Source organism: Roseovarius sp. (assembly GCF_048262375.1).
Classification (GTDB): Bacteria; Pseudomonadota; Alphaproteobacteria; order Rhodobacterales; family Rhodobacteraceae; genus Roseovarius.
The window spans coordinates 292,045-313,678 of the sequence record NZ_JBLXFE010000001.1; the positions used below are offsets into that span (position 1 = coordinate 292,045).

The 21,634-nt window shown below is 59.1% G+C and carries 19 protein-coding genes; 14 read left to right on the plus strand and 5 right to left on the minus strand.

Translation table 11 applies throughout. The annotated features are described in order from the left end of the window. Window positions 1-7: 7 nt before the first annotated feature. The 5 genes from ACN0SW_RS01475 (at window position 8) to rarD (ending at window position 6,739) form a co-directional block, all read left to right on the plus strand. On the plus strand, window positions 8-3,019 hold the full coding sequence (locus ACN0SW_RS01475; RefSeq protein ID WP_417726108.1) for a sarcosine oxidase subunit alpha family protein: 3,012 nt from the start codon (window positions 8-10) through the stop codon (window positions 3,017-3,019). After that, window positions 3,012-3,581, plus strand: a complete 570-nt coding sequence (locus tag ACN0SW_RS01480) for a sarcosine oxidase subunit gamma (RefSeq protein ID WP_417726109.1) — start codon at window positions 3,012-3,014, stop codon at window positions 3,579-3,581. Before ACN0SW_RS01475 ends, ACN0SW_RS01480 begins: the two co-directional genes overlap by 8 nt. 107 nt (window positions 3,582-3,688) lie before the next feature. After that, on the plus strand, window positions 3,689-4,288 hold the full coding sequence (locus tag ACN0SW_RS01485; protein WP_417726110.1) for a superoxide dismutase: 600 nt from the start codon (window positions 3,689-3,691) through the stop codon (window positions 4,286-4,288). 147 nt (window positions 4,289-4,435) lie between these two features. Next, the gene (locus ACN0SW_RS01490; RefSeq protein WP_417726318.1) at window positions 4,436-5,686 is read left to right on the plus strand and encodes an Hsp70 family protein; all 1,251 of its coding nucleotides are present in this window, start codon (window positions 4,436-4,438) and stop codon (window positions 5,684-5,686) included. A gap of 156 nt (window positions 5,687-5,842) precedes the next feature. Next, window positions 5,843-6,739 carry an EamA family transporter RarD gene (gene rarD, locus ACN0SW_RS01495; protein ID WP_417726111.1) on the plus strand — a complete coding sequence of 299 codons (897 nt, stop codon included), beginning with the start codon at window positions 5,843-5,845 and terminating at the stop codon, window positions 6,737-6,739. Here the strand turns inward: rarD and ACN0SW_RS01500 are convergent. Continuing rightward, window positions 6,700-7,251 carry a TIGR00730 family Rossman fold protein gene (locus ACN0SW_RS01500; RefSeq protein ID WP_417726112.1) on the minus strand — a complete coding sequence of 184 codons (552 nt, stop codon included), beginning with the start codon at window positions 7,249-7,251 and terminating at the stop codon, window positions 6,700-6,702. The two genes, rarD and ACN0SW_RS01500, sit on opposite strands and share 40 nt — an antisense overlap. 104 nt (window positions 7,252-7,355) lie before the next feature. Between ACN0SW_RS01500 and ACN0SW_RS01505 the strand changes: the two genes are divergently transcribed. The 9 genes from ACN0SW_RS01505 to ACN0SW_RS01545 all read left to right on the plus strand — a co-directional run bounded on the left by ACN0SW_RS01505 (window position 7,356) and on the right by ACN0SW_RS01545 (window position 15,920). Further along, window positions 7,356-8,507 carry a LysM peptidoglycan-binding domain-containing protein gene (locus tag ACN0SW_RS01505; RefSeq protein WP_417726113.1) on the plus strand — a complete coding sequence of 384 codons (1,152 nt, stop codon included), beginning with the start codon at window positions 7,356-7,358 and terminating at the stop codon, window positions 8,505-8,507. Window positions 8,508-8,571: 64 nt separating this feature from the next. After that, window positions 8,572-10,392, plus strand: a complete 1,821-nt coding sequence (locus tag ACN0SW_RS01510) for an ABCB family ABC transporter ATP-binding protein/permease (RefSeq protein WP_417726114.1) — start codon at window positions 8,572-8,574, stop codon at window positions 10,390-10,392. A gap of 170 nt (window positions 10,393-10,562) precedes the next feature. Next, the gene (locus tag ACN0SW_RS01515) at window positions 10,563-11,147 is read left to right on the plus strand and encodes an HNH endonuclease (RefSeq protein WP_417726115.1); all 585 of its coding nucleotides are present in this window, start codon (window positions 10,563-10,565) and stop codon (window positions 11,145-11,147) included. A 109-nt stretch (window positions 11,148-11,256) separates the two neighbouring features. Further along, window positions 11,257-12,660 (plus strand): UDP-N-acetylmuramoyl-L-alanine--D-glutamate ligase, encoded by a 1,404-nt coding sequence (murD, locus tag ACN0SW_RS01520; protein ID WP_417726116.1) that lies wholly within the window; start codon window positions 11,257-11,259, stop codon window positions 12,658-12,660. A gap of 4 nt (window positions 12,661-12,664) precedes the next feature. Further along, entirely contained in the window at window positions 12,665-13,276 is a 612-nt protein-coding gene (locus ACN0SW_RS01525) for a VOC family protein (RefSeq protein WP_417726117.1), read from the plus strand. Then, the gene (locus ACN0SW_RS01530) at window positions 13,273-13,752 is read left to right on the plus strand and encodes a GNAT family N-acetyltransferase (protein ID WP_417726118.1); all 480 of its coding nucleotides are present in this window, start codon (window positions 13,273-13,275) and stop codon (window positions 13,750-13,752) included. Before ACN0SW_RS01525 ends, ACN0SW_RS01530 begins: the two co-directional genes overlap by 4 nt. 45 nt (window positions 13,753-13,797) lie before the next feature. After that, window positions 13,798-14,496 carry a TerB family tellurite resistance protein gene (locus ACN0SW_RS01535; protein ID WP_417726119.1) on the plus strand — a complete coding sequence of 233 codons (699 nt, stop codon included), beginning with the start codon at window positions 13,798-13,800 and terminating at the stop codon, window positions 14,494-14,496. Then, complete coding sequence (locus ACN0SW_RS01540; RefSeq protein WP_417726120.1) at window positions 14,477-15,502, plus strand: endonuclease/exonuclease/phosphatase family protein; 1,026 nt, start codon at window positions 14,477-14,479, stop codon at window positions 15,500-15,502. The genes ACN0SW_RS01535 and ACN0SW_RS01540 overlap by 20 nt, the downstream gene beginning before the upstream one ends. Window positions 15,503-15,539: 37 nt before the next feature. Continuing rightward, window positions 15,540-15,920 (plus strand): hypothetical protein, encoded by a 381-nt coding sequence (locus tag ACN0SW_RS01545; protein ID WP_417726121.1) that lies wholly within the window; start codon window positions 15,540-15,542, stop codon window positions 15,918-15,920. Between the two features lie 13 nt (window positions 15,921-15,933). On the opposite strand, the gene ACN0SW_RS01550 is transcribed toward ACN0SW_RS01545, so the two are convergent. From ACN0SW_RS01550 to ACN0SW_RS01565, 4 genes are read right to left on the minus strand one after another with little or no spacing between them, the layout of a single operon-like run. Further along, window positions 15,934-17,478, minus strand: a complete 1,545-nt coding sequence (locus tag ACN0SW_RS01550) for a Ppx/GppA family phosphatase (protein WP_417726122.1) — start codon at window positions 17,476-17,478, stop codon at window positions 15,934-15,936. 50 nt (window positions 17,479-17,528) lie between these two features. Further along, complete coding sequence (locus ACN0SW_RS01555) at window positions 17,529-19,703, minus strand: RNA degradosome polyphosphate kinase (RefSeq protein ID WP_417726123.1); 2,175 nt, start codon at window positions 19,701-19,703, stop codon at window positions 17,529-17,531. A gap of 49 nt (window positions 19,704-19,752) precedes the next feature. Continuing rightward, window positions 19,753-20,430: a chromosomal replication initiator DnaA gene (locus ACN0SW_RS01560; protein WP_417726124.1), complete on the minus strand. Its 678-nt coding sequence runs from the start codon at window positions 20,428-20,430 to the stop codon at window positions 19,753-19,755. Next, the gene (locus tag ACN0SW_RS01565; protein WP_417726125.1) at window positions 20,427-21,494 is read right to left on the minus strand and encodes an AI-2E family transporter; all 1,068 of its coding nucleotides are present in this window, start codon (window positions 21,492-21,494) and stop codon (window positions 20,427-20,429) included. Before ACN0SW_RS01565 ends, ACN0SW_RS01560 begins: the two co-directional genes overlap by 4 nt. Between the last annotated feature and the right edge of the window lie 140 nt (window positions 21,495-21,634).

A 21,634-nucleotide genomic window follows, 5' to 3' on the forward strand; every position in this document is an offset into this window, starting at 1 on the left:
TTAAGACATGAGCACACGTCTGGCCAAGGGTGGCCGCCTCCTCGACAAGGGCCGCGCCCTCGAATTCACCTTCAACGGCAAGCGCCTCAAGGGCCATGCCGGCGATACGCTCGCCTCGGCGCTTCTGGCCAATGACCAGATGCTGGTCGGGCGCTCGTTCAAATACCACCGCCCGCGCGGTATCGTGGCGTCAGGTGCGGAAGAGCCGAACGCGCTCGTCCATTTGGGCGAGGGGGCCCGCATGGAACCCAACCAGCGCGTCACCACGACAGAGTTGTTCGACGGTCTGACCTGCACCAGCCAGAACCACTGGCCGAACCTTGAATTCGACATCGGCGCGGTCAACACGCATCTCGCGCGCTTTCTGCCTGCGGGTTTTTACTACAAGATGTTCATCCATCCGCGCCCCTTCTGGAAGCATGTGTATGAACCCATCATTCGCCAATCGGCGGGTCTGGGCAAAGTGAGCAACCCCGGTGACCCCGACCGCTACGAGCATTTCTATGCATTCTGCGACGTGGCCGTGATCGGCGGTGGCGTGGCCGGTCTGCAATCGGCGCTTGCGGCGGCCGAGGCGGGCGCAAAGGTCATGCTGATGGAACAAACCGCCCATTGGGGCGGGCGCGCGCCGGTTGACGGCGGCGATGTGGATGGCCAGCCGGTCGAGGACTGGATCAACGCCACCCTCACGAAACTGCAAGCCATGCCCAATGTCACCCTGCGCCTGCGCTGCATGGGGGCTGGGGTCTATGATCACGGTTATCTGTTGGGGTACGAACGTGTCAGCGATCACGCGCCGCAGATGGATGCCCCCCGTCACCGCCTCTGGCGCATCCGCGCCGGCCAGATCATCACCGCCACTGGCGCGATCGAACGCCCGCTGAGCTTTGCAGGCAATGACATTCCCGGCGTCATGCTGGCCTCGGCCATTCGCGATTATGCGGTGAATTACGGCGTCTCTATCGGGGATCGCACCGTGGTTGTCACCAACAACGATGACGCCTACCGCACCGCGATCACGCTCAAGAAACTGGGCCTTGAAATCCCCGCCATTCTCGACGCCCGCCAATCCGGCGGCGGCGCTCTGGCCGATGAGGCCCGCGCTCTTGGCATCCGGGTGGAAAACGGCAAAGGCGTCGCAAAGGTCAAAGGTGGCAAGCGCGTCACCGGCGTCGCCATCTGCGCTCAGGCTGGCGAAGGCTCGGTGCTGGAAGAAATCAAATGCGACGCGGTCGCCATGTCCGGCGGTTGGTCGCCGGTCGTGCACCTCTGGTCGCATTGCGGCGGCAAACTGCTCTGGGACAGCGCACAGGCGCATTTCCGCCCCGACCCCGCCAACCCGCCACGCGGTGCGCAGGGCGAGGCCTTTGTGATCGTCGCAGGCTCTGCCAATGGCAATCTCGATCTGTCTGGCACCCTTTCCGACGCCGACGCCGCAGGCAAGGCGGCGGCCACGGCCATGGGCCACAAACCCAAAGCCACCAAGGCCCCCACCGCCATCGTCATCGACGAGGCCGCACTCGAAGCGGTCTGGCTCATGCCGCAGGGCGCGGGCGTCAAGCTGCGGATGAAATCCTGGCTTGATTACCAGAACGACGTAAAGGTCTCTGACGTGCAACTCGCAGCGCGTGAGGGCTATGAGAGCGTCGAGCATGCCAAGCGATATACCACCCTTGGCATGGCCACGGATCAGGGCAAGCTCAGCAATATCAATGGCTTGGCGATTCTCTCGGACGCGCTTGGTCAGCCCATTCCGCAGACTGGAACCACCACGTTCCGCCCGCCCTATACGCCGATTTCGCTCTCGGCCATCGCCGGGTCGGCGCGCGATGCAGTGTTCCAGCCGGTTCGCAAAACCCCGATCCACGGCTGGCACGAGGCCAATAACGCCCATTTCGAACCTGTCGGCCAATGGCGCCGCCCCTATTGCTTCCCCAAGGGCGAAGAGGGCCACCGCGACGCTGTGAACCGCGAGATCAACCAGACCCGCGCGCGCCTTGGCCTGCTCGATGCCTCAACTCTTGGCAAGATCATCGTCAAGGGCCCGGATGCGGGCAAATTCCTCGACATGCTCTACACCAATGTGATGAGCAACCTGAAACCAGGCAAATGCCGCTATGGTCTCATGTGCAACGAAAACGGCTTTCTCATGGATGACGGTGTCGTGGCGCGGATCGACGAGGATACCTTCCTGTGCCACACCACCACCGGCGGGGCGGAATCGATCCATGGGCATATGGAGGATTGGCTGCAATGCGAATGGTGGGACTGGAAGGTCTATACCGCCAACGTGACCGAGCAATATGCGCAAATCGCCGTCGTCGGGCCAAAGGCCCGTGAAACACTGGCAAAACTGACCTCTGATGACCTCAGCAATGACGCGCTGCCTTTCATGGGCTGGGCCAATCTCACGCTGGCGGGCATACCGGTGCGCGCCTATCGCATCTCCTTCTCGGGCGAATTGAGCTATGAGATTGCCGTCCCCGCCAGCCTTGGCCGTGCCCTCTGGGATACGCTTCTTGAGGCCGGGGCAGAGCATGGCGTGACAACCTATGGCACCGAAGGCCTGCACGTCATGCGCGCCGAAAAAGGCTTTATCATGATTGGGGATGAAACCGACGGTACGGTGATCCCCCAAGACCTCAACATGGGTTGGGCGATTTCCAAGAAGAAAGACGACTATCTTGGTAAACGTGCGCAGGAACGGTCACATATGGCCGATCCCAACCGCTGGAAACTCGTGGGTCTGGAAACGCTCGACGGTTCGGTTCTGCCGGATGGGGCCTATGCCACCGCCTCCGGCCACAATGCCAACGGTCAGCGCAACACCCAAGGCCGCGTCACCTCGACCTATTACTCGCCGACCCTCGGGCGCGGCATTGCCATGGGCTTGGTCCACAACGGCCCTGCCCGCATGGGCGACGTGATCGACTTCCCAAAGGTCGATGGCGGCATCGTCAAAGCCAAGATCGTCGATCCGATTTTCTTCGACAAGGACGGGGAGAAACAGAATGTCTAATGCCGTGACCGCCCTCAACGGGGCCAAATATCAGGGCTTTGCCACCATCGAGGATGCGGGCCTGACCGGCATGATCACGCTGCGTGGCGATCTGGCCAGCGCAGCGATCAAGGCGGCGGTCAAATCCGCCACGGGCCTTGGCGTGCCCGCGCAGCGTCAGGCGCTGATGGGGCAGGGCACCGCTGCTCTCTGGATGTCGCCGGACGAGCTCTTGCTTCTTTGCCCCTATGCAGAAGTCACAGACCGCCTCAAAGCCATCGAAGAGGCGCTCACGGGCCAGCATTTCCTTGCCGTCAATGTTTCGGATGCGCGCACCTTCCTGCGCATCTCGGGCAGCGGTGCACGCGAGGTTCTGGCCAAGGTCTGCCCGGTCGATCTCTCGCCCGAGGGCTTCACTCCCGGCATGTTCCGCCGCACCCGCATGGCCCAGGTGCCCGCCGCCTTCTGGCTCGACGAGACAGAGAATTTCCACCTCATCTGCTTCCGGTCGGTGGCAGATTACGCCTTTGACCTTCTCAAGGTCTCGGCCCAGCCGGGCGGAGAGGTCGGGCTTTACGCCTGACCTCGTCTTCCTGACTGAAAAACTCCGACATTCGGGGTTGACCTTTGGACAATCGGTCCACCATGTAGGGGTATCGGATCCAGAACCTCAACGAACAGGGGGCCCAAATGGCTTTTGAACTTCCCGACCTTCCTTATGCCCATGACGCACTTGCTGCACATGGTATGTCTGCCGAGACACTCGAGTATCACCACGACCTGCACCACAAGGCCTATGTCGACAACGGTAACAAGCTGATTGCCGGAACCGAATGGGACGGCAAGTCGATGGAAGAGATCATCACCGGCACCTATGACAAATCCGCCGTGGCGCAATCGGGCATCTTCAACAACATCAGCCAGCTCTGGAATCACAACCAGTTCTGGGAGATGATGAGCCCGACCAAGACCGGCATGCCCGGCGCGCTGGAAAAAGCGATCACCGAGAGTTTTGGCTCGGTCGATAAATTCAAAGAGGCGTTTTCTGCCGCAGGCGCAGGCCAGTTCGGCTCGGGCTGGTGCTGGCTGGTCAAGGATACCGATGGCAGCCTCAAAGTGACCAAGACCGAGAACGGTGTGAACCCGCTCTGCTTTGGCCAGACCGCGCTTCTGGGTTGCGACGTGTGGGAGCATTCTTACTACATCGACTTCCGCAACAAGCGGCCCGCCTATCTGACCAACTTCCTCGACAATCTGGTCAACTGGGAAAACGTCGCCGCGCGGATGTGATCCCAACCGCATATTTCGATCCAAAGCCCTCCGGCCCAGGTCGGGGGGCTTTTTTGTGGGACGGCTCACTCGTATTTTGGCGCTCACTTGACAGCAAAGACCCTGCCAGATACCCCCGGCTTTCCTTTGGCAGCGTTGGAAACGGATATGGCACCGCGTGGCCACACTTTGGGTATTGATTTCGGAACCTCAAATTCGGCCGCGGGCTATCTGCGCGAGGGTCAGCCGCAACTGATCGAGATGGCTCCGGGCCAGACCACGTTGCCCACCACCTTCTTCTTTGATTTTGAAACGCGGTGCACCCTGATGGGCGAACCGGCCAACCGGGCCTTGCTGGATGGGGCCGAGGGACGATTTATGCGTGCGCTCAAACGCGTGCTCGGTACTCCGCTGATGCACGAAGAACGTCAGATCCTGAACCAGCGCGTGACCTTTGTCGAAATCATCGCCCGTTTCCTGACCCACATCAAAACCCGCGCCGAAGCGCAGACCGGATTGTCTTTTCCCCGCGTGCTTTCGGGACGGCCGGTGGTGTTCCACGGTCCCGGCGACCCACGTGAGACACAGGCCGAAGACGATCTGCGCGCCTGCTATCTGGCCGCAGGGTTCACGCAGGTCGATTTTATGGCCGAGCCGCAGGCCGCCGCCATCGCCAGTGGCGCGCTTGATAGATCAGGTCAGCTTGGGCTGATCGTCGACATCGGTGGCGGCACTTCGGACTTTTCACTGTTTCGTTCAGATTCGAACGGCGTGAGCATACTTGCCAATCACGGCGTCCGCATCGGTGGCACGGATTTCGACCGCGCCATCAGCATTGACCGGGTGATGCCGTTGCTGGGCAAGGGAACGCAATTGCGCAAGGTGATGGGGCCAGGCCTTACGCCTGTGCCCAATGCCATTTTCAACGACCTTGCTACATGGGAGAAAATCCCCTTCCTCTACACCGGCCAGAACCGGCGTATGGTATCCGAGATGGTGCGGCTGGCAGATGAGCCGGAAAAGTTGGGCCGTCTTGCAGGCGTATTGCAGGACGAGTTGGGTCACGATCTGGCCTTTGCTGTTGAGCGCGGCAAGATCGCGGCCAATTCCGGGGCCCAACAGCCCGTCATTGCACTGGACCAGATCGAGCCGGGTCTTCGCGCACCTCTGTCTTCGGACGCGCTCACGGCCAGCCTCTTGCCGCATGCGCAATTGTTATGGGTCGGGGCGCAGGAAACATTGCAGATGGCAAATGTCGATGCGAAGAGGGTTGACCGGGTGATCTATGTGGGCGGTTCCAGCCTGATGTCCATGGTTTCGCACACGATGCAGGCACAATTCCCTGACGCGCAGCATTCCTTTAGCGAAGTATTAACCGCCGTGACCGATGGGCTGGCCATTGCGGCGGCAGGACGCTGATACAAAACCTTAAGCCCAATTCTGAAATCATCCCGAATTGCGTACGAAATCCGCGTACGTTTTGTACGTTTCATACGTTTCGGGCGCTTTGCTCCTTGTCATTGGCGGGCGCTTGGGCCAGCACTGGCCCAACTGATTTTTGGGGGCAGGACGGGCATGCGCGAGGCGACCAAAGGCATTCTGGCGATGGTTGCCACCTGCACGGTCTGGGGGCTGTCGGGCATCTATTACAAACTGCTCGATCATATTCCCCCCATCGAGATTCTGGCGCACCGGACCCTTTGGTCCTGCATCTTCTTCACCCTCGTCCTTCTGATTCAGGGGCGGATTTCTGTTCTGGGTCAGGCACTTGGCGCGCGCCGGTCGGTGCTCTTGATTGGCTTTGCGGCATTGATGATCTCGACCAACTGGTTTGTGTTCATCACCTCGATCCAGATCGGCAAGGCGGTTGAGGCCTCGCTTGGCTATTACATATTTCCGCTCGTCGCGGTTCTCTTGGGGGCAATTGCCTTTCGCGAACGCCTTGGAAAAACTCAGCTTTTTGCCGTTTCCCTTGCCGCGACAGCGGTCATTACCCTGACCATCGGTCTTGGTGTTCCGCCGTGGATCGCTCTTGTTCTGGCCTCCAGTTTTGGTCTTTATGGCCTTGTTAAAAAAGGGCTTTCTGTTGGTCCCGTGGTGTCTGTCACCGCCGAGGTCATGCTTTTGTCGCCTATCGCTTTGGTCGTTTTGTGGTGGTTTCACGCGGACGGCCACGGCGCGTTTGGCACAAACTGGCATGACAGTCTGCTCTTGGCCTTCTCGGGCATTCTGACCGCTACCCCCCTGGTCATGTTCAGCTATGCCACCAAACGCATTACACTGGCCACTGTGGGGCTGGTGCAATACTTGAACCCCAGCCTGCAATTCCTTGTTGCAACGGTATTATTTCGCGAAGTGTTCAGTGTGTGGCACGCCATCGCATTTGGCATGATCTGGACGGCATTGGCGATCTACACCGCCGCAAGTCTGCGTCAGGACAGGGCAAGCCGCAGGGAAATCATCAAATCTTGAACCGTATCAACCGGTTGCACAAATGACTTTACGCTTGCGTCAGCAAATCCTTCGGTTGCGACGTGATCCATGAGCTGGATGAGAGGTGTCCAGTAGCCATCTGTATTCAATAGAAAAATCGGCTTCTCATGTAACTTGAGCTGTCGCCAGGTCAGCACCTCAAAGAACTCGTCCAGCGATCCTGCGCCACCGGGCAGAACCACAATGGCGTCAGAGTTCATATACATCACCTTTTTGCGTTCATGCATGGTTTCGGTCACGACATATTGGGTAAGATCTCGCTTGCCGACCTCCCAAGCCACCAGATGACCGGGGATCACGCCAAAGGTTTCGCCCCCGCTGGCCTGCGCCGCCCGCGCAGTGGCACCCATTAACCCCACGTCCCCCGCGCCATAGACCAGCCGCCAGCCATTCTCTGCCAACATCTGGCCCGTGGCCGTCGCGTCTTGCATATATCTTGGGTTCTTCCCGGCACGTGCGCCGCAAAAGACACAAACGGAACGGGCTGGCATGAAATCACTCCGGGCTGATGCATGGTTGTTTTGACCCGTGATAGCCTTGTTGCTATTCTCGGACAACTGGCCTGAGAGCCATGCTATGGGGATTTTTGAAAAAGATGAGCAAATTCGGCGGTTTAGGGTCTGGATCGGCGATGGGTCTTGCTGGGATGGTCGTGGTGGGTGCGGTGTTGGCAGCCTTCTATTTTCGGACAGAGACGCCGCCAGAGCCCGTAGCGCCGCCAGTTGCAGAAACCGCACAGGTGCCGGCGCCAACGGCACCTGAACCTGTTGTGACCCCTCCCATGCCCACTCCACCTGCCATCGACACGTTCCGTCTGGAGCCCGATGGCCAGATGATTGTTGCGGGTCAAGCAGCTCCGGGGTGGGATGTCTCTATCCTGCTGGATGACGTGAACGTCAGCTCCGTACTATCTGATAGTGAAGGGAAATTTGTCCAGTTTCTCGACCTCCCGACGAGCACTGAGCCGCGCATTTTGTCGCTCAAGATGCGCTCTGTTCAATCGGGCGAAGAGGTGTTTTCGCAAGACGAAGTTATCATTGCACCCACCCCCGAGGTCGTGTCAGAGGCGGTCCAAACCACCGGAGTTGCCCAAACCACCGAGGATGTGCGCGCAACCGAAGCTGTCCCCGTGTCAGAACCACAGTCGGAGCCTCAACTTACTGTTCCGCAAAGCGAATCCTTACCGCAAGCTTCACAGACGCCCACGCCGCAAACCGTTTTATTGTCAGACGAAACGGGTGTGCGTGTGCTCCAGTCACCGTCTTCCGATCCGGCCCCCGAGGTGATGGCAAACGTTGCCCTAGACGCGATCACATATTCCCAAGATGGAGAGGTGGAGCTGTCGGGACGTGCGCAAGGTGCTGGATTCGTTCGAATTTATCTTGATAACGACCCGATCGCCACCTCTCCGATAACGCCCGCCGGGGAATGGAACACCGAATTGCCGCAGGTTGATACAGGGGTTTACACGCTGCGCGTAGACGAGGTTGACGCCGAAGGTGCAGTGACATCTCGGGTTGAAACCCCGTTCAAACGTGAAGATCAGAGCGTGCTGGTGGACGCCCAGACCACAGAGGTCAGCCGCATCCGCGCAGTGACGGTCCAGCCCGGCTCGACCCTGTGGGCAATCTCGCGCGAGGCTTATGGCGAGGGGCTGCTTTACGTCCGGGTGTATGAGGCCAACCGTGACCGCATTCGCAACCCGGACCTGATTTATCCCGGACAAGTCTTTAACCTGCCGCAATAGACCGGGCTGGCAATCCATGTGGCGCAGAGCTATCTCTGACACAAGTGATTGAAAAGGCTAGCTCATGCGTCACGCCAGCATTACCACCTCAGAGGCGCCAACCAATGGCTGGCGCACAGTTCGCCGCGTAGCGCCTTACCTTTGGCCCGCCGATCAGCCTTGGGTCAAACGGCGTGTGGTGTTCGCATTGATTGCCCTTCTACTGGCAAAACTGATCGGAGTGGGGACACCGTTCTTTTACAAAGCTGCGGTTGATATGCTTGCGGGTGAGGGGCAGTCCGCCGCTTGGATGCTGGGTGCTGGTGCGGTTGGCTTGACCGTGGCTTATGGTTTGGCGCGGCTGATGACGGTTGGCTTTCAGCAGCTACGCGACGTGATCTTTGCGCGTGTTGCGCAACGCGCTTTGCGCGCCTTGGCCCTTAGGACTTTTCAACATATACACGCGATGTCAATGCGTTACCACATCACGCGCAAGACGGGTGGCCTCAGTCGAATCATAGAGCGCGGGGTCAAGGGCGTTGAATTCCTGTTGCGATTCCTGCTGTTTTCCATCGGGCCATTGGTGCTAGAGTTACTGTTGATCGGTGTGGTTCTCGCGGTCGTTTTTGATATCTGGTATCTGGTCGCGGTCATGGTGGTGATTGGCGCTTACGTCGTCTTCACCTTCAAGGTGACCGAATGGCGCGTGCGCCTGCGCAAAGTAATGAATGATCAGGATACCGACGCAAACCAAAAGGCGATCGACAGCCTGTTGAACTTTGAAACGGTCAAGTATTTCGGGGCCGAAAGTCGCGAGGCAAGCCGGTATGACGCAGCCATGGCGGGCTATGAGAAAGCCGCGCTTCAAACCTCCTATTCATTGGCGTTTCTCAACTTTGGCCAATCGCTGATCATCACGGGGGGCCTGATCATTGTGATGGTGATGGCGGCAGTTGGCGTGCAAGCCGGAGCGATGACGGTTGGCGATTTTGTCATGGTCAACGCCTATATGATCCAGATTACAATGCCGCTCAATTTTCTTGGCACAGTCTATCGAGAGATCAGGCAAGCATTGGTCGATATGGGTGAAATGTTCGATTTGTTAGAAAAATTGCCGGATGTTGAGGATAAATCAGGAGCAAACGTTCTAAAGGTGAAAGGCGCGTCAGTGCGGCTTGAGGCCGTGAGCTTTGGTTATGATGCCAGTCGACCCATTCTAAGGGGGGTGACGATTGATGTGCCTGCCGGTCAGACGCTGGCAGTTGTAGGGCCGTCGGGGTCTGGTAAATCGACCATCGGGCGGTTGCTCTTTCGCTTTTATGACGTGCAGGCGGGCCAGGTGCTGATTGACGGTCAGGATGTACGCGACGTGACCCAAGAGAGTCTGCATGCGGCGATTGGCGTCGTGCCTCAGGATACGGTGCTTTTCAACGACACTATCGGATATAATATCGGTTACGGGCGCGCAGGTGCGACGCAAGAAGAGATAGAGGACGCCGCGCGCGCGGCCCAAATCCATGATTTCATCGCAAGTTTGCCCGAAGGATACGACACGCAGGTGGGTGAACGCGGCCTGAAACTCTCGGGCGGGGAAAAGCAGCGTGTTGGCATCGCACGGACTTTGCTTAAAAATCCACCAATTCTGCTTTTGGATGAGGCGACAAGTGCGCTCGACACCCAGACAGAGCGCGAAATCCAAGGTGCTCTGGCGCGTGCCGCAGAAGGGCGCACAGTGATCATGATTGCGCACAGGCTGTCGACTGTGGTTAATGCAGATAGAATTGTGGTTTTAGATCAAGGTGTTGTGTTGGAGCAGGGAACACATTCTGATCTTCTGGCACGTCAGGGGCGGTATGCGGCGCTCTGGCAACGGCAAGCCAGCGAAGCAGAGGAAGAAGCCGCCTGAGCCGAATGTCATTGCCCTGTTACCTTGACAGGCTAGATCCCTAATCATTGAGTGCTACATATCGGGCTTGTCAGGGTGCAATCGCGATATATAGTGGATTCAGGACGGGGTCAGGTGCCCGCTCTGGCACCTGCGCCCCTGATGACCGGGGTGAGAGGATGGTCAGTCACATGGACGGCGATTTCAGGACTGAATTTGTAAGAGAACCCGCAGCCTTGCGGCACTATCCGGCACTCGTGTTGAATGCCGATTACCGCCCGCTGTCCTATTATCCTCTGTCACTCTGGACGTGGCAGGAAGCGGTGAAAGCCGCCTGGTCAGATCGGGTAGATATCGTCGCCGAATATGATGAATGGGTCCGAAGCCCGAGCACAGTAATACGCATACCGTCGGTCATTGTCCTGAAAGATTATGTAAAACCTCAAAAGCGCGTGGCCTTCACGCGCTTTAATTTATTTCTGCGCGATGACTTCATGTGCCAGTATTGTGGGGCAAAGGGCGATTTGACGTTCGATCATGTGGTGCCGCGCGCTTTGGGCGGGGTCACGAGCTGGGAGAACGTGGTTGCCGCCTGTAGCCCGTGCAATCTGCGCAAAGGATCCAAGAGCCTGCGCCAATCCGGCCTGGGGCTGCGTAAACTGCCCCGCATGCCGGCGGCAGAGCAATTGCGTAATCAGGGGCGAAAGTTCCCCCCGAACCACCTGCATGAGAGCTGGCTTGATTTCCTGTATTGGGATGCTGAGCTAGAGGCCTAACGCTCGGTCGGATGCGGTTGCGGGTATCCAGAGGGCAGATGCTTGCATCTTGGCGCGGTCCCGGCGCAAATATGCGCGAAGGGACCAAGATGGGTCGAGGGTGCACTAGATGATTCCAGTACGAGGTTACGCCGGCGCAAAGGTTGCGGTGTTGGGGTTGGGGCGCTCGGGCCTGTCGGCGGCGCGTGCGCTGCGCGCGGGCGGGGCAGAGGTGCTTGCCTGGGATGACACGGATGCCGCGCGTGAAGCTGCGGCAGCAGAAGGTTTTGCGATCACTGATCTGGCGCGGCCCGGTGCATTTGACGGGGTCGCTTCTCTTATCGTAAGCCCCGGTATTCCGCATCTCTATCCAGCACCCAACAAGGTTATCATAGCGGCGCTGGACGCAGGCGTCCCTGTGGACAATGATATTGGCCTCTTTTTCCGGTCGCTGGCGACCAAGGATTGGGACGGGTTCGATGTTACGCCCAAGGTCATCGCGGTCACTGGCAGCAATGGGAAATCGACCACCTCGGCGCTCATCCACCATGTGCTGGTCGAAGCAGGGCGCGCGGCTCAGCTTGCGGGCAATATCGGGCGCGGTGTGCTGGATATCGATCCGCCAGAGGATGGCGGCGTCGTGGTTCTGGAACTCAGCAGTTATCAGACCGATCTGGCGCGCGCACTCACGCCGGATGTGGCGGTGTTTACCAATTTCTCTGCCGATCACCTCGACCGACACGCGGGCTTGGGTGGGTATTTTGCGGCCAAGCGCAGGCTTTTCGCAGAGGGCGGGCCGGACCGGGCGGTGATTGGCGTTGATGAGGCCGAAGGGCGTTATCTGGCAGGGCAGATGGCCGAAGGGCCGAGTGATGACCGGGTGATCCGGATTTCCGTTGACCGCAAGCTTAGCGGTGCGGGCTGGTCGGTTTTTGCCCGCAAGGGGTTTCTCAGTGAATATCGATATGGGCGTCAGGTCGGATCGATTGATCTGCGCGGTGTCACCGGGTTGCCCGGGTCTCACAATCATCAGAACGCCTGTGCAGCTTATGCCGCCTGTCGGACGCTCGGATTGGCCCCCCGAGTGATCGAGGCGGGGTTGCACAGCTATGCGGGGCTGCCGCATCGCAGTCAGCGGGTTGCGGAAAAGGATGGCGTGATTTTTGTCAATGACAGCAAGGCCACCAATGTCGACAGCGCGCTCAAGGCCTTGCAGGCGTTTGAAAATATTCGCTGGATCTGTGGTGGGTTGGAAAAGGACGGCGGACTTGGTGGATTGGCACCGGGGCTGGCGCATGTGCGCAAGGCCTATGTGATCGGGCGCGAGGCGGCGCAGTTCGCCATTGGCCTTGGCGCGGTTGATGCCGAGGTCTGCAACACCATGGCAGAGGCGGTGACCCGTGCCATGCGCGATGCAGAATCGGGCGATGTGGTACTCTTGGCGCCCGCTGCGGCGAGTTTCGATCAATATGATAATTTTGAGAAGCGCGGCGAAGATTTCATGGCGCAGGTACGTGCGCGGCTGGAGGCGTAGCGGCATGATGCGGCTTGATCATCTGGCGGTTGCGGCCGAGAGTCTTGAGGCGGGGCGGGCGTATGTTGAGGACGCGCTTGGATTGCGACTTCAATCCGGCGGAGAACACTCGCATTTCGGCACCCATAACCTGCTTTTGGGGTTGGAGGATGGCCTCTATCTCGAAGTGATCGCGATTGATCCTGCGGCCCCCGCGCCGAGCTATCCCCGATGGTTTGATCTGGACCGCTTTGCAGGCGTCCCGCAGCTGCGCAACTGGATATGCGCGGTTGATGACCTTGATGCGGTGCTCATGCGGCACCCAAGGGCGGGACGGCCTGTGGCACTTGCGCGTGGTGATTTGCGCTGGCGGATGGCTGTGCCTGAGGATGGGATACTGCCGATGGATAATATCTTTCCGGCATTGATCCAATGGCAGGGAGCGGTGCACCCTGCCACACGCCTGCCCCCGTCTGGTGCGCGTCTTGTGCGATTGGTGATCTCGCATCCTGAGGTGGTGACCTTGCAGACGTGGCTTGGTCCCGAGTTGAGCGATGGCCGGGTGGTGTTTGAGAGTGGGGCAATAGGGCTGCGCGCAGAGATTGCCACGCCGCAAGGGCAAAGGGTGCTGCAATGATTATCAGGCAGGCGGACCCGCATGATATTCTGCCAATCCTCGCGTTCTGGAATCCCCTCATCCGAGAGACATCTGTCACCTTCACGACGATAGAAAAGACTGCTGACGCCCTCGCCGCTGATATGGATGCGCGCGGCCCAGCCTTTCAGGTGGCCGAAGAGGCGGGCGAGGTGCACGGGTTCGCCAGCTATGGCACTTTCAGGTCAGGGCCGGGTTATGCCTTTACGGCAGAGCATACGGTGATCCTGTCACCGTCTGCACGCGGGCGCGGTATTGGCCGGGGCTTGATGACGCGGCTAGAAGATGTGGCGCGCGCTCAGGGTCTGCATGTGCTGGTGGCTGGCGTCAGCGGTGAAAACGAAGCGGCCATCGCCTTTCACCGGGCCATCGGATTTACCGAGGTGGCGCGAATGCCCGAAGTTGGGCGAAAATTCGGGCGTTGGCTGGATTTGGTGCTTTTGCAGAAAGCCGTGTGACGGTTTGCACTGACACGGTCTGCGAATGGGGCTAGGGTTGCGGCCATGTCGATTTGGGTCCGCATTTCCGAAGCCTTGTCGGCCCTTGCCAGTGGCGAGGGGCTGAGCGCGGTTTTCGACCGCCTGCGCAGCCCGCCCGAGCGTAGTGTCGCCTTTACCATCGCGGTTATCGCGCTGTCGGCCAAGATGGCTAAGGCAGACGGCCTGGTGACCCGAGATGAGGTTACGGCCTTTCGCGAGGTGTTCCAGATCGCCGAGGCGGACGAGGCCAATGCGGCCCGCGTCTTTAACCTCGCACGGCAGGATGTGGCGGGCTATGAGGAATATGCCCGTAACATCGCACGGATGTTCGCAGGTCAACCTAGCACGCTCTGCGACCTGATGGAGGGATTGTTTCACATCGCGATGGCGGATGGGGTCTATCACGCCAAGGAGGACGAATTCCTTGTGCGTGTGGCTGAAATATTTGTGCTGCCTGCATCATCGTTTCGTGCGCTCCGTGCGCGGTTTGTGCCAAATTCCACGCCCGATCCATGGTCCGTTCTGGGGGTCACCGCAGATATGTCTGACGAGGAGGTGCGCAAGGCTTGGCGTCAACTGGTGCGCGAGAGCCACCCTGACCGTATGCAGGCCCGCGGTGTGCCCCCGGAGGCGATACGCCTCGCAGAGCGCCGGCTGGTCGACATTAACCGCGCGTGGGAAGAGATCAGAGAGGCGCGCGCGCATGCGGATCGCCACCTATAATGTCGAATGGTTCAACGCGCTGTTTGATGATCAGGGTCGACCCTATGATGATGCGGCTTGGTCGGCGCGCTACAATGTCAGGCGTGGTGATCAACTCGCCGCGATCGGCATTGTCTTCACCGCACTTGATGCCGACGTCGTTCTGGTGGTTGAGGCCCCGGATCAAAACGGGCGGCGCAGCACGGTCAAGGCGCTCGAGAATTTTGCCAAGCTGATGCAGCTTCGGGCGCGGCGGGCGGTGATCGGCTTTGCCAATGAGACGCAGCAGGAACTGGCGCTTTTATACGATCCTGATGTGGTGAGCGCTCGGCATGATCCTCAGGGAGATCCGACACCGGGTGCGTCCGGGGTGCCTCGTCTTGATGGGGTTTTCCGGATTGATCTCGATATCGACGACCGCGCGGACCGGGTGCAGTTTTCCAAACCGCCGCTTGAGATTGAGCTGATCACCAAACCGGGCCGGGTGCTGCGCCTTATCGGGGCGCATCTGAAATCCAAGGCGCCGCACGGCGCAATTGGCCGCGATGAGGCTATACGGATCGGGATCGCCAACCGGCGCAAACAATTGGCGCAGGCCGTCTGGCTGCGGCAGAGGATCGCGGAGCATCTGGAAACCGGAGATTCACTCGTCGTATTGGGTGATTTGAATGATGGTCCAGGGCTGGACGAGTATGAACATCTCTTTGGGCGGTCCTCGGTCGAGATCATCATGGGCGAGGGGCAGGATGCGGCGCTGACCCTCTATGATCCACATGCGCGTGATGCGCTGTCACGACGCTTCGGTGCGGTCCACGCCACCGCGCGTTTTTACCTCCGCGACCAGCGGTGTTATATGCAGGCGCTACTGGATTATATTTTGATTTCGCAAGACCTTATGGGACGCCGCCCGGTCTGGCGGATCTGGCATCCGTTTGACGATCCGGAGTGTTGGGATAATCGCGATCTGCGCGAGGCGCTGCTGGCTGCGTCGGATCATTTTCCGGTCAGTCTGGATTTTGATTTCTGATCTTAAAATCATTATGCACTGCACTTATATATCGAACATGAAACAGTTACGCCAACTCCGAGCCGCCTGTCTGATTATCGCGCTGAGTGCGGTGCCCGTGGCCGCGCAGGAGGCGGACGACACTGAAAAAGGGCGTAGCCTAATGGAAGAGGGCGCGCGCCTTTTCTTTGAAGGCATCCAGCGCGAGATGGGTCCGGCGCTGGAGGGGTTGCGTGAACGCGCACAGGATATGGAACCCGCTCTGCGTCAGTTTATCGAAGAAATGGGACCCGCGCTGAGCGATCTGATGCGCGAGGTCGGAGATCTCAGTGCTTATCATGCGCCTGAGGTTTTGCCCAATGGCGACATCATCTTGCGCCGCAAGACGCCACAAGACGTACTGGAGCCACCTTTGCCGGAGGGTGAAATCGAGCTCTGAGTCCCCTTATCTGTCAAGCCGCGGTCTTGATCACGACCCGCGCGGACAAGGTTGATGCAAGTGAGGCAAAGCGCGCTTGGGCCACCTCACCAAAGAGTGGTGTCGCCTCTGCCGAAAGGCGCAATTCAAGCACTTTTTTCTGTGGGAACCACCGCAACTCACCCAAATGCGCGTTGCGTTTGAGCCAGAGCATGGCGGCAAAGCGCATGGCCTTTCCTAGAACTTCGGCCTCGTGGCGGTCCTTGTCGGAAATCAGCCCGTCAAGATCGGCAAAACGGCTGTTTTCGCGTTTGTTCGAATAGCGATGCAGCAGAGCTAGCCCCAGATAGACCCGCTCAGAATGTTTGAGCCCGCCAAGATTGGCGCGGGTGGCGTTGTCAAAACAGACTTCGGCGCGGTAATCGGGATGAGCGCGCCAACTGACATCATGCAACAGACAGGCGGCGCGCATCAGGCGGCGGCGTTCTGGCTTGGCTGATTTAAACAGTGGCAGGATAAAGTGATAGATCACCTTGCCAAAGCCGGGAAGGCGCGCATCTTTTTGTTCAGCAAAACGGCACGCCTCAATCAGCGGATCACGATCCCGCAGCATTTGTGGCATTTGTTCATATAGCAGCCCTTCGCGGATGCCATAGCTGGAAATGGCGATATCATGCGGTTTGAAGGTCTTGATCAGTTCTCCGAGGACCTCAACGGCCTGCGGCACTAGATCAATCCGCGCCGTCGAGACCCCTGATTGAAGGCGGAGCGTTTCCGCATCCTGCTTTTCTATATACTTGATTGTCGCACGCACGTTGGCGGGGCTCATGCGGTATTCATGCAGCACATGCAGCGGGTAATTGCGCCGCGCCATGTCAATCCGGGCTATGGCCCGCCAAGAGCCTCCCACCAGAAAAAGGCGGTTCTTCTGTTCGCCTAACTCGGCGCGCATGTCAGTCAGGGTTTGGCGGATGTAGGCCTTGCGCGCCTTCTTGCCGCCCTTGAGGTCACGCAGTTTGAGCGGGCCCAGAGGCGAGGAGACTCGCGCGCCTACCGTACCACCGTTGATCTCGGCCAGTTCCATCGACGACCCGCCGATGTCACAGACCAGACCATAAGAGCCGGGCCACCCCAAAAGCACGCCTTGTGCCGATAGCCGCGCCTCTTCGCGCCCGTCGATCACCCATAGCTTCAGGCCGGTTTCACGCTCGATCTCGGCGCAAAAGTCCTCACCATCGCTGGCCTCGCGCACAGCGGCGGTGGCGACTATTACAAGCGGGCCGGTGTCCATGCCCTCGGCCAGTATCTGGAAACGTTTGAGCGCCTCCAGTGCGCGGTTGCGCCCGGTCGGGTTCAGGCACCCACTCTCGGACATTCCGGCACCAAGGGCACACATGATTTTTTCGTTGTAGAAATAGGCCGGGCTGCGTGCCGCGCCGTCAAATACGACTAGGCGCACAGAGTTCGACCCCACATCAACCACCCCTACGCGACTGAGCGCACGCGCGGTTGGGCTGTCAAACAGGGGGCGGCCAAACGGGCCGCCATCGGGTTCTGTCGGGTCTTTGCTGCCGTCCATGTCCGCCCCAGTCTTACGCGCTTCCTCTATGCGATACGGGCGCGCGCGGGTCAATCATCCGTATGGGTCAGCTTTGGCACATCCGACGCCCCAGCAGAGCCCCGACCCGAAAGCGAGGGATTTTCCATGAAGAAGCGGTGACAGTTGAAGGCGAACATGCCCTCAATCGCGGGCGGGCGGGTAAAGCTGCCATCGGGCGCCATGACCCAGCTTTGCGCCACGTCGGCCATGTTGGCGGCCATGACTTGGCTTACGATCTGTGCCTTGACGGTCGGGTTGTCTATCTCAACAAGGGTCTCGACGCGACGATTGAGGTTGCGGCCCATCCAGTCGGCGGAGGAAATGAACACCCGCGCCTTTTTCGAGGGCAGGCCAGAGCCATTGCCGAAACAGACGATGCGAGAATGCTCGAGAAAGCGGCCCACGATGGATTTCACCCTAATATTGCTGGACAAACCTTTGATTCCCGGGCGCAATCCACAGATTCCGCGCACCACGAGGTCAATCTTGACGCCTGCCTCTGACGCAGCATAGAGGGCGTCGATGATGTCAGGTTCGATCAGCGAATTCATCTTGGCCCAGATCGCGGCCGGTTTGCCCGCGCCAGCGTGCTCGGCCTCACGTTCTATTAGCTCCATCAGACGAGGTTTGAGTGACTTGGGCGATATTGCAAGGTTCTCCAGCCCTTCAGGCTCGGCGTAGCCGGACAAGTAATTGAACACTTTGGTTGCGTCGCGCCCAAGTTGCGTGTTGCAGGTGAAGAAACTGAGATCGGTATAAATCCGGGCGGTGATCGGGTGATAATTGCCGGTGCCATAGTGGGTGTAAGTCACCAGATTTTCGCCTTCCCGGCGCACTACGGTTGAAATCTTGGCATGGGTCTTGAGGTCGATGAACCCATAGACGACATGCGCCCCCGCCCGCTCTAGTCGCCGGGACTGCCGGATGTTGGCCGCTTCGTCGAACCGAGCCTTTAGCTCCACAAGGGCGGTGACGGATTTACCGTCCTCTGCCGCCTCGCAGAGTGCTTCGACGATGGGGGAGTTGCGCGAGGTGCGATAGAGCGTCTGCTTGATCGCCACCACGTCTGGATCATGCGCGGCTTGCGTCAGAAAGCGCACGACCATGTCAAATGTCTCATAGGGGTGGTGCAGCAGCATGTCCTTTTGTCGGATGGCCGCGAACATGTCGCCTCCGTGGTCTTGTACCCGTTCCGGCACACGCGGCGTAAAGGGTGGCCACAGAAGGTCAGGGCGCGCATCAAGCACCAGTTCCTTGAGGTCTGCCAGGCCGATCATGCCTTCGACCTCGACCACCTCTTCGGGGATGACGTGCAATTCCTGCATGATGACATTGCGCAGATCCTCGGGCGCGTTGGCAGAGATCTCCATGCGCACCACTTCTCCTCTGCGGCGACGTTTCAGCGCCACCTCGAATTCTCGCACCAGATCTTCGGCCTCTTCCTCGACTTCAAGATCGCTGTCGCGCAGCACCCGAAAGGCGCAATGCCCCTTGTAGCGGTAGCCCGGAAACAAGCTGTGCAGATGCAAGAGCAAAAGCTCTTCCAACGGTAGAAAGCGGAATACGCCCTCGGGGGCAGGCAGAGGTATAAATCGGTCAATCTGCTGGGGGATTGGCAAGAGCGCCTGAAGTGGGCGCTTGTCTGCCTTACGCTCCAGATGCAGGGCGAGGCTATATCCCAGATTTGGTATGAACGGAAACGGATGCGCCGGGTCGATGGCCAGTGGTGAGAGCACGGGAAAGGCTTTGTTCAGGAACACATCTGCCAGATACGTCGTGTCATCATCGCTCAAAGAGGTGCGATCGAGGATCGAGATAGTCTCTGCCTCCATCTCGCGACGCAGTGCATCATAGGTTTTTTGCTGCGAATCCAATAGCTTGCGCGCGTTCTCATTGATCAAGACTAGCTGTTCAGATGGGGTCAGGCCATCGGCGGCGGGGGTTGTGTTGCCCGCCTGGGCCAGCTCTCTGAGGCCCGCCACGCGCACATTGTAGAACTCATCCAGATTGGTGGCCGAAATCGACAGGAAACGCAGCCGTTCGAGCAGCGGCACGCGCAGATTCTGTGCCTCTTCCAGCACACGCCAGTTAAAGCCCAGCCAACTGAGTTCACGATTGTAGAACCGCCCGGGACCAGTAAGATCCAGATCGGGAAGGTCGATGGGTTCGGGCGCGGGATGCTTGAGAAAATCTGCTTGGGTCATAGGGGGCTTATGGCGCTGAGATGTAACGGGTTGGTGACGCAGCGTGGCGTTATTGCGCCAGTTTGTCCAGCACCTGCGCGGCGAATGCACGGGTGATCGCGCGGTGTTCTGCAAGGGCGGCTGAATCAAGGGCGGTAACCACCTCTCGAGCCGCCGCAAAGGAGCGGTCCATGCGGCGTGTCAGATAGGGGATCGTGTCCGGGCTGGGGGCGATCTGGCGGTCTGCAAAAAGCTTGGTCAGCACCGCAGCCAGCAGCGCGTCATCGGGCGCGCGCAACTGAATGAGAAGGGTGCCTTGCATGCGGCTCATCAGGTCAGGCAGGGTAACTGGCCACAGGTTTGCAGGCCGTTCTGCCGTGAAGAGGAGCGCGTGGCCTTCCGCCAATGTGAGATTGTGCAGGTGAAAAAGCGCCTCTTCTGCGGTGCGATTGCCGGCGATGCGGTCGGCATCTTCGATGGCGACCGGAGCGGTGGCAAGATCTGGAATATTGGCCTCTGCCAGATCTGTGGCGGTGATGATCCGTGCGCTGGAAAGGGCTGCCCAGACATGGGCCAGATGGGTCTTGCCCGATCCCGGAGGGCCAGCAAGGATCAGTTTGCGCGCGGGCCATGCCTGCCATGCCTCAATCATGCCCACCGCTTCGGCATTTGCTGGCGAGACAAAGAAATCCTCACGTCCCAGTGCGGGGCGCACAGGCAGATCAAAGCTGAGTTGACGCGGTGTCATTCGCGATCAAGGCTTTCGAGACCACGGTACAGGCGGCTTTCGCGGTAGTGCTCTACTGCAAAACGGGCGATCACACCGAGGGATGCAGTGACGGGCACCGCAACCAGCATGCCGACAAATCCGAAGAGCGCGCCAAAGGCCGAGAGTGCGAAGATAAGCCAGACCGGGTGCAGGTTGACAGAAGATCCAACCAGTTTGGGGGTCAGGAAATTGCCTTCGATCATCTGTCCCGAGACGAAGATCGCTGCCACCAGTCCGACGCTGACCCAGTCGCCCCAGAACTGGAAGAGGGCCAAGCCTATGGCAAGGACGCCGCCGACGATTGAGCCGAGATAGGGGATGAAGGTGATCAGCCCGGCAATGGCCCCCACGACAAGGCCGAATTGCAACCCGACCAGCATCAGGGTCACAGCGTAATAGGTGCCAAGGACCAAGCAGACGGTCCCCATGCCGCGAATAAAGCTGGCCAGTGTGGTGTCGATCTGGCCCGCAAGGCGACGGATCACGGGGGCGTGGTCGCGCGGTAATAGCAGGTCTATTTTTGCGACCATATGATCCCAATCATAGAGCAGGTAGACCGCAACAACCGGGACGATAATAAGTAATATCAATATGTTGATCATTGATGCGGCAGAGCTGAGGACTGTCTCAAGCAATTGGCCGCCACGTTCACGAATTGTCTCGCCGAGAGAGAGAAGGGTCTTGTTCAGTACCGAGTCCGCCTCGAACAGCGACGGGAAATGGGTGCTGAGGAACCCATGCAAGTCCTTAGTCAGTTCCGGCGCGACGTTGAATAGGGCAACGGCCTGATTGACCAAGCTGGGGATGATTAAAAGTGCAATGATAACAAAGGTCAAGATTGCAACCAAGGTGATGACCACCACCGAGGCGGCGCGGCTGAGACCCATACGTTCAAGCCGGTCTGCGACGGGGTCCAAAAAATAGGCAATGGCGCCGCCAAGGACAAAAGGCAGGATCACATTGCCCAAAACCCAAAGCAAAACAAAGAAGACGGCCGTGACCGCCCCCCAGTATTTCATCTGTTCCTTGATGGGCAGTGCCATTGTTCGCCTCCTGAGACTGACCCTATGTCATTGTTTGAGCAGGCGGTTTCAAGGGGAAAGGTCGCGGGCGGGCAATCCCGCGCCAAAGACCCTTATCGCGCCACATGTGGGCGCGATAAGATTTTGTTTTAAAAGGGTTT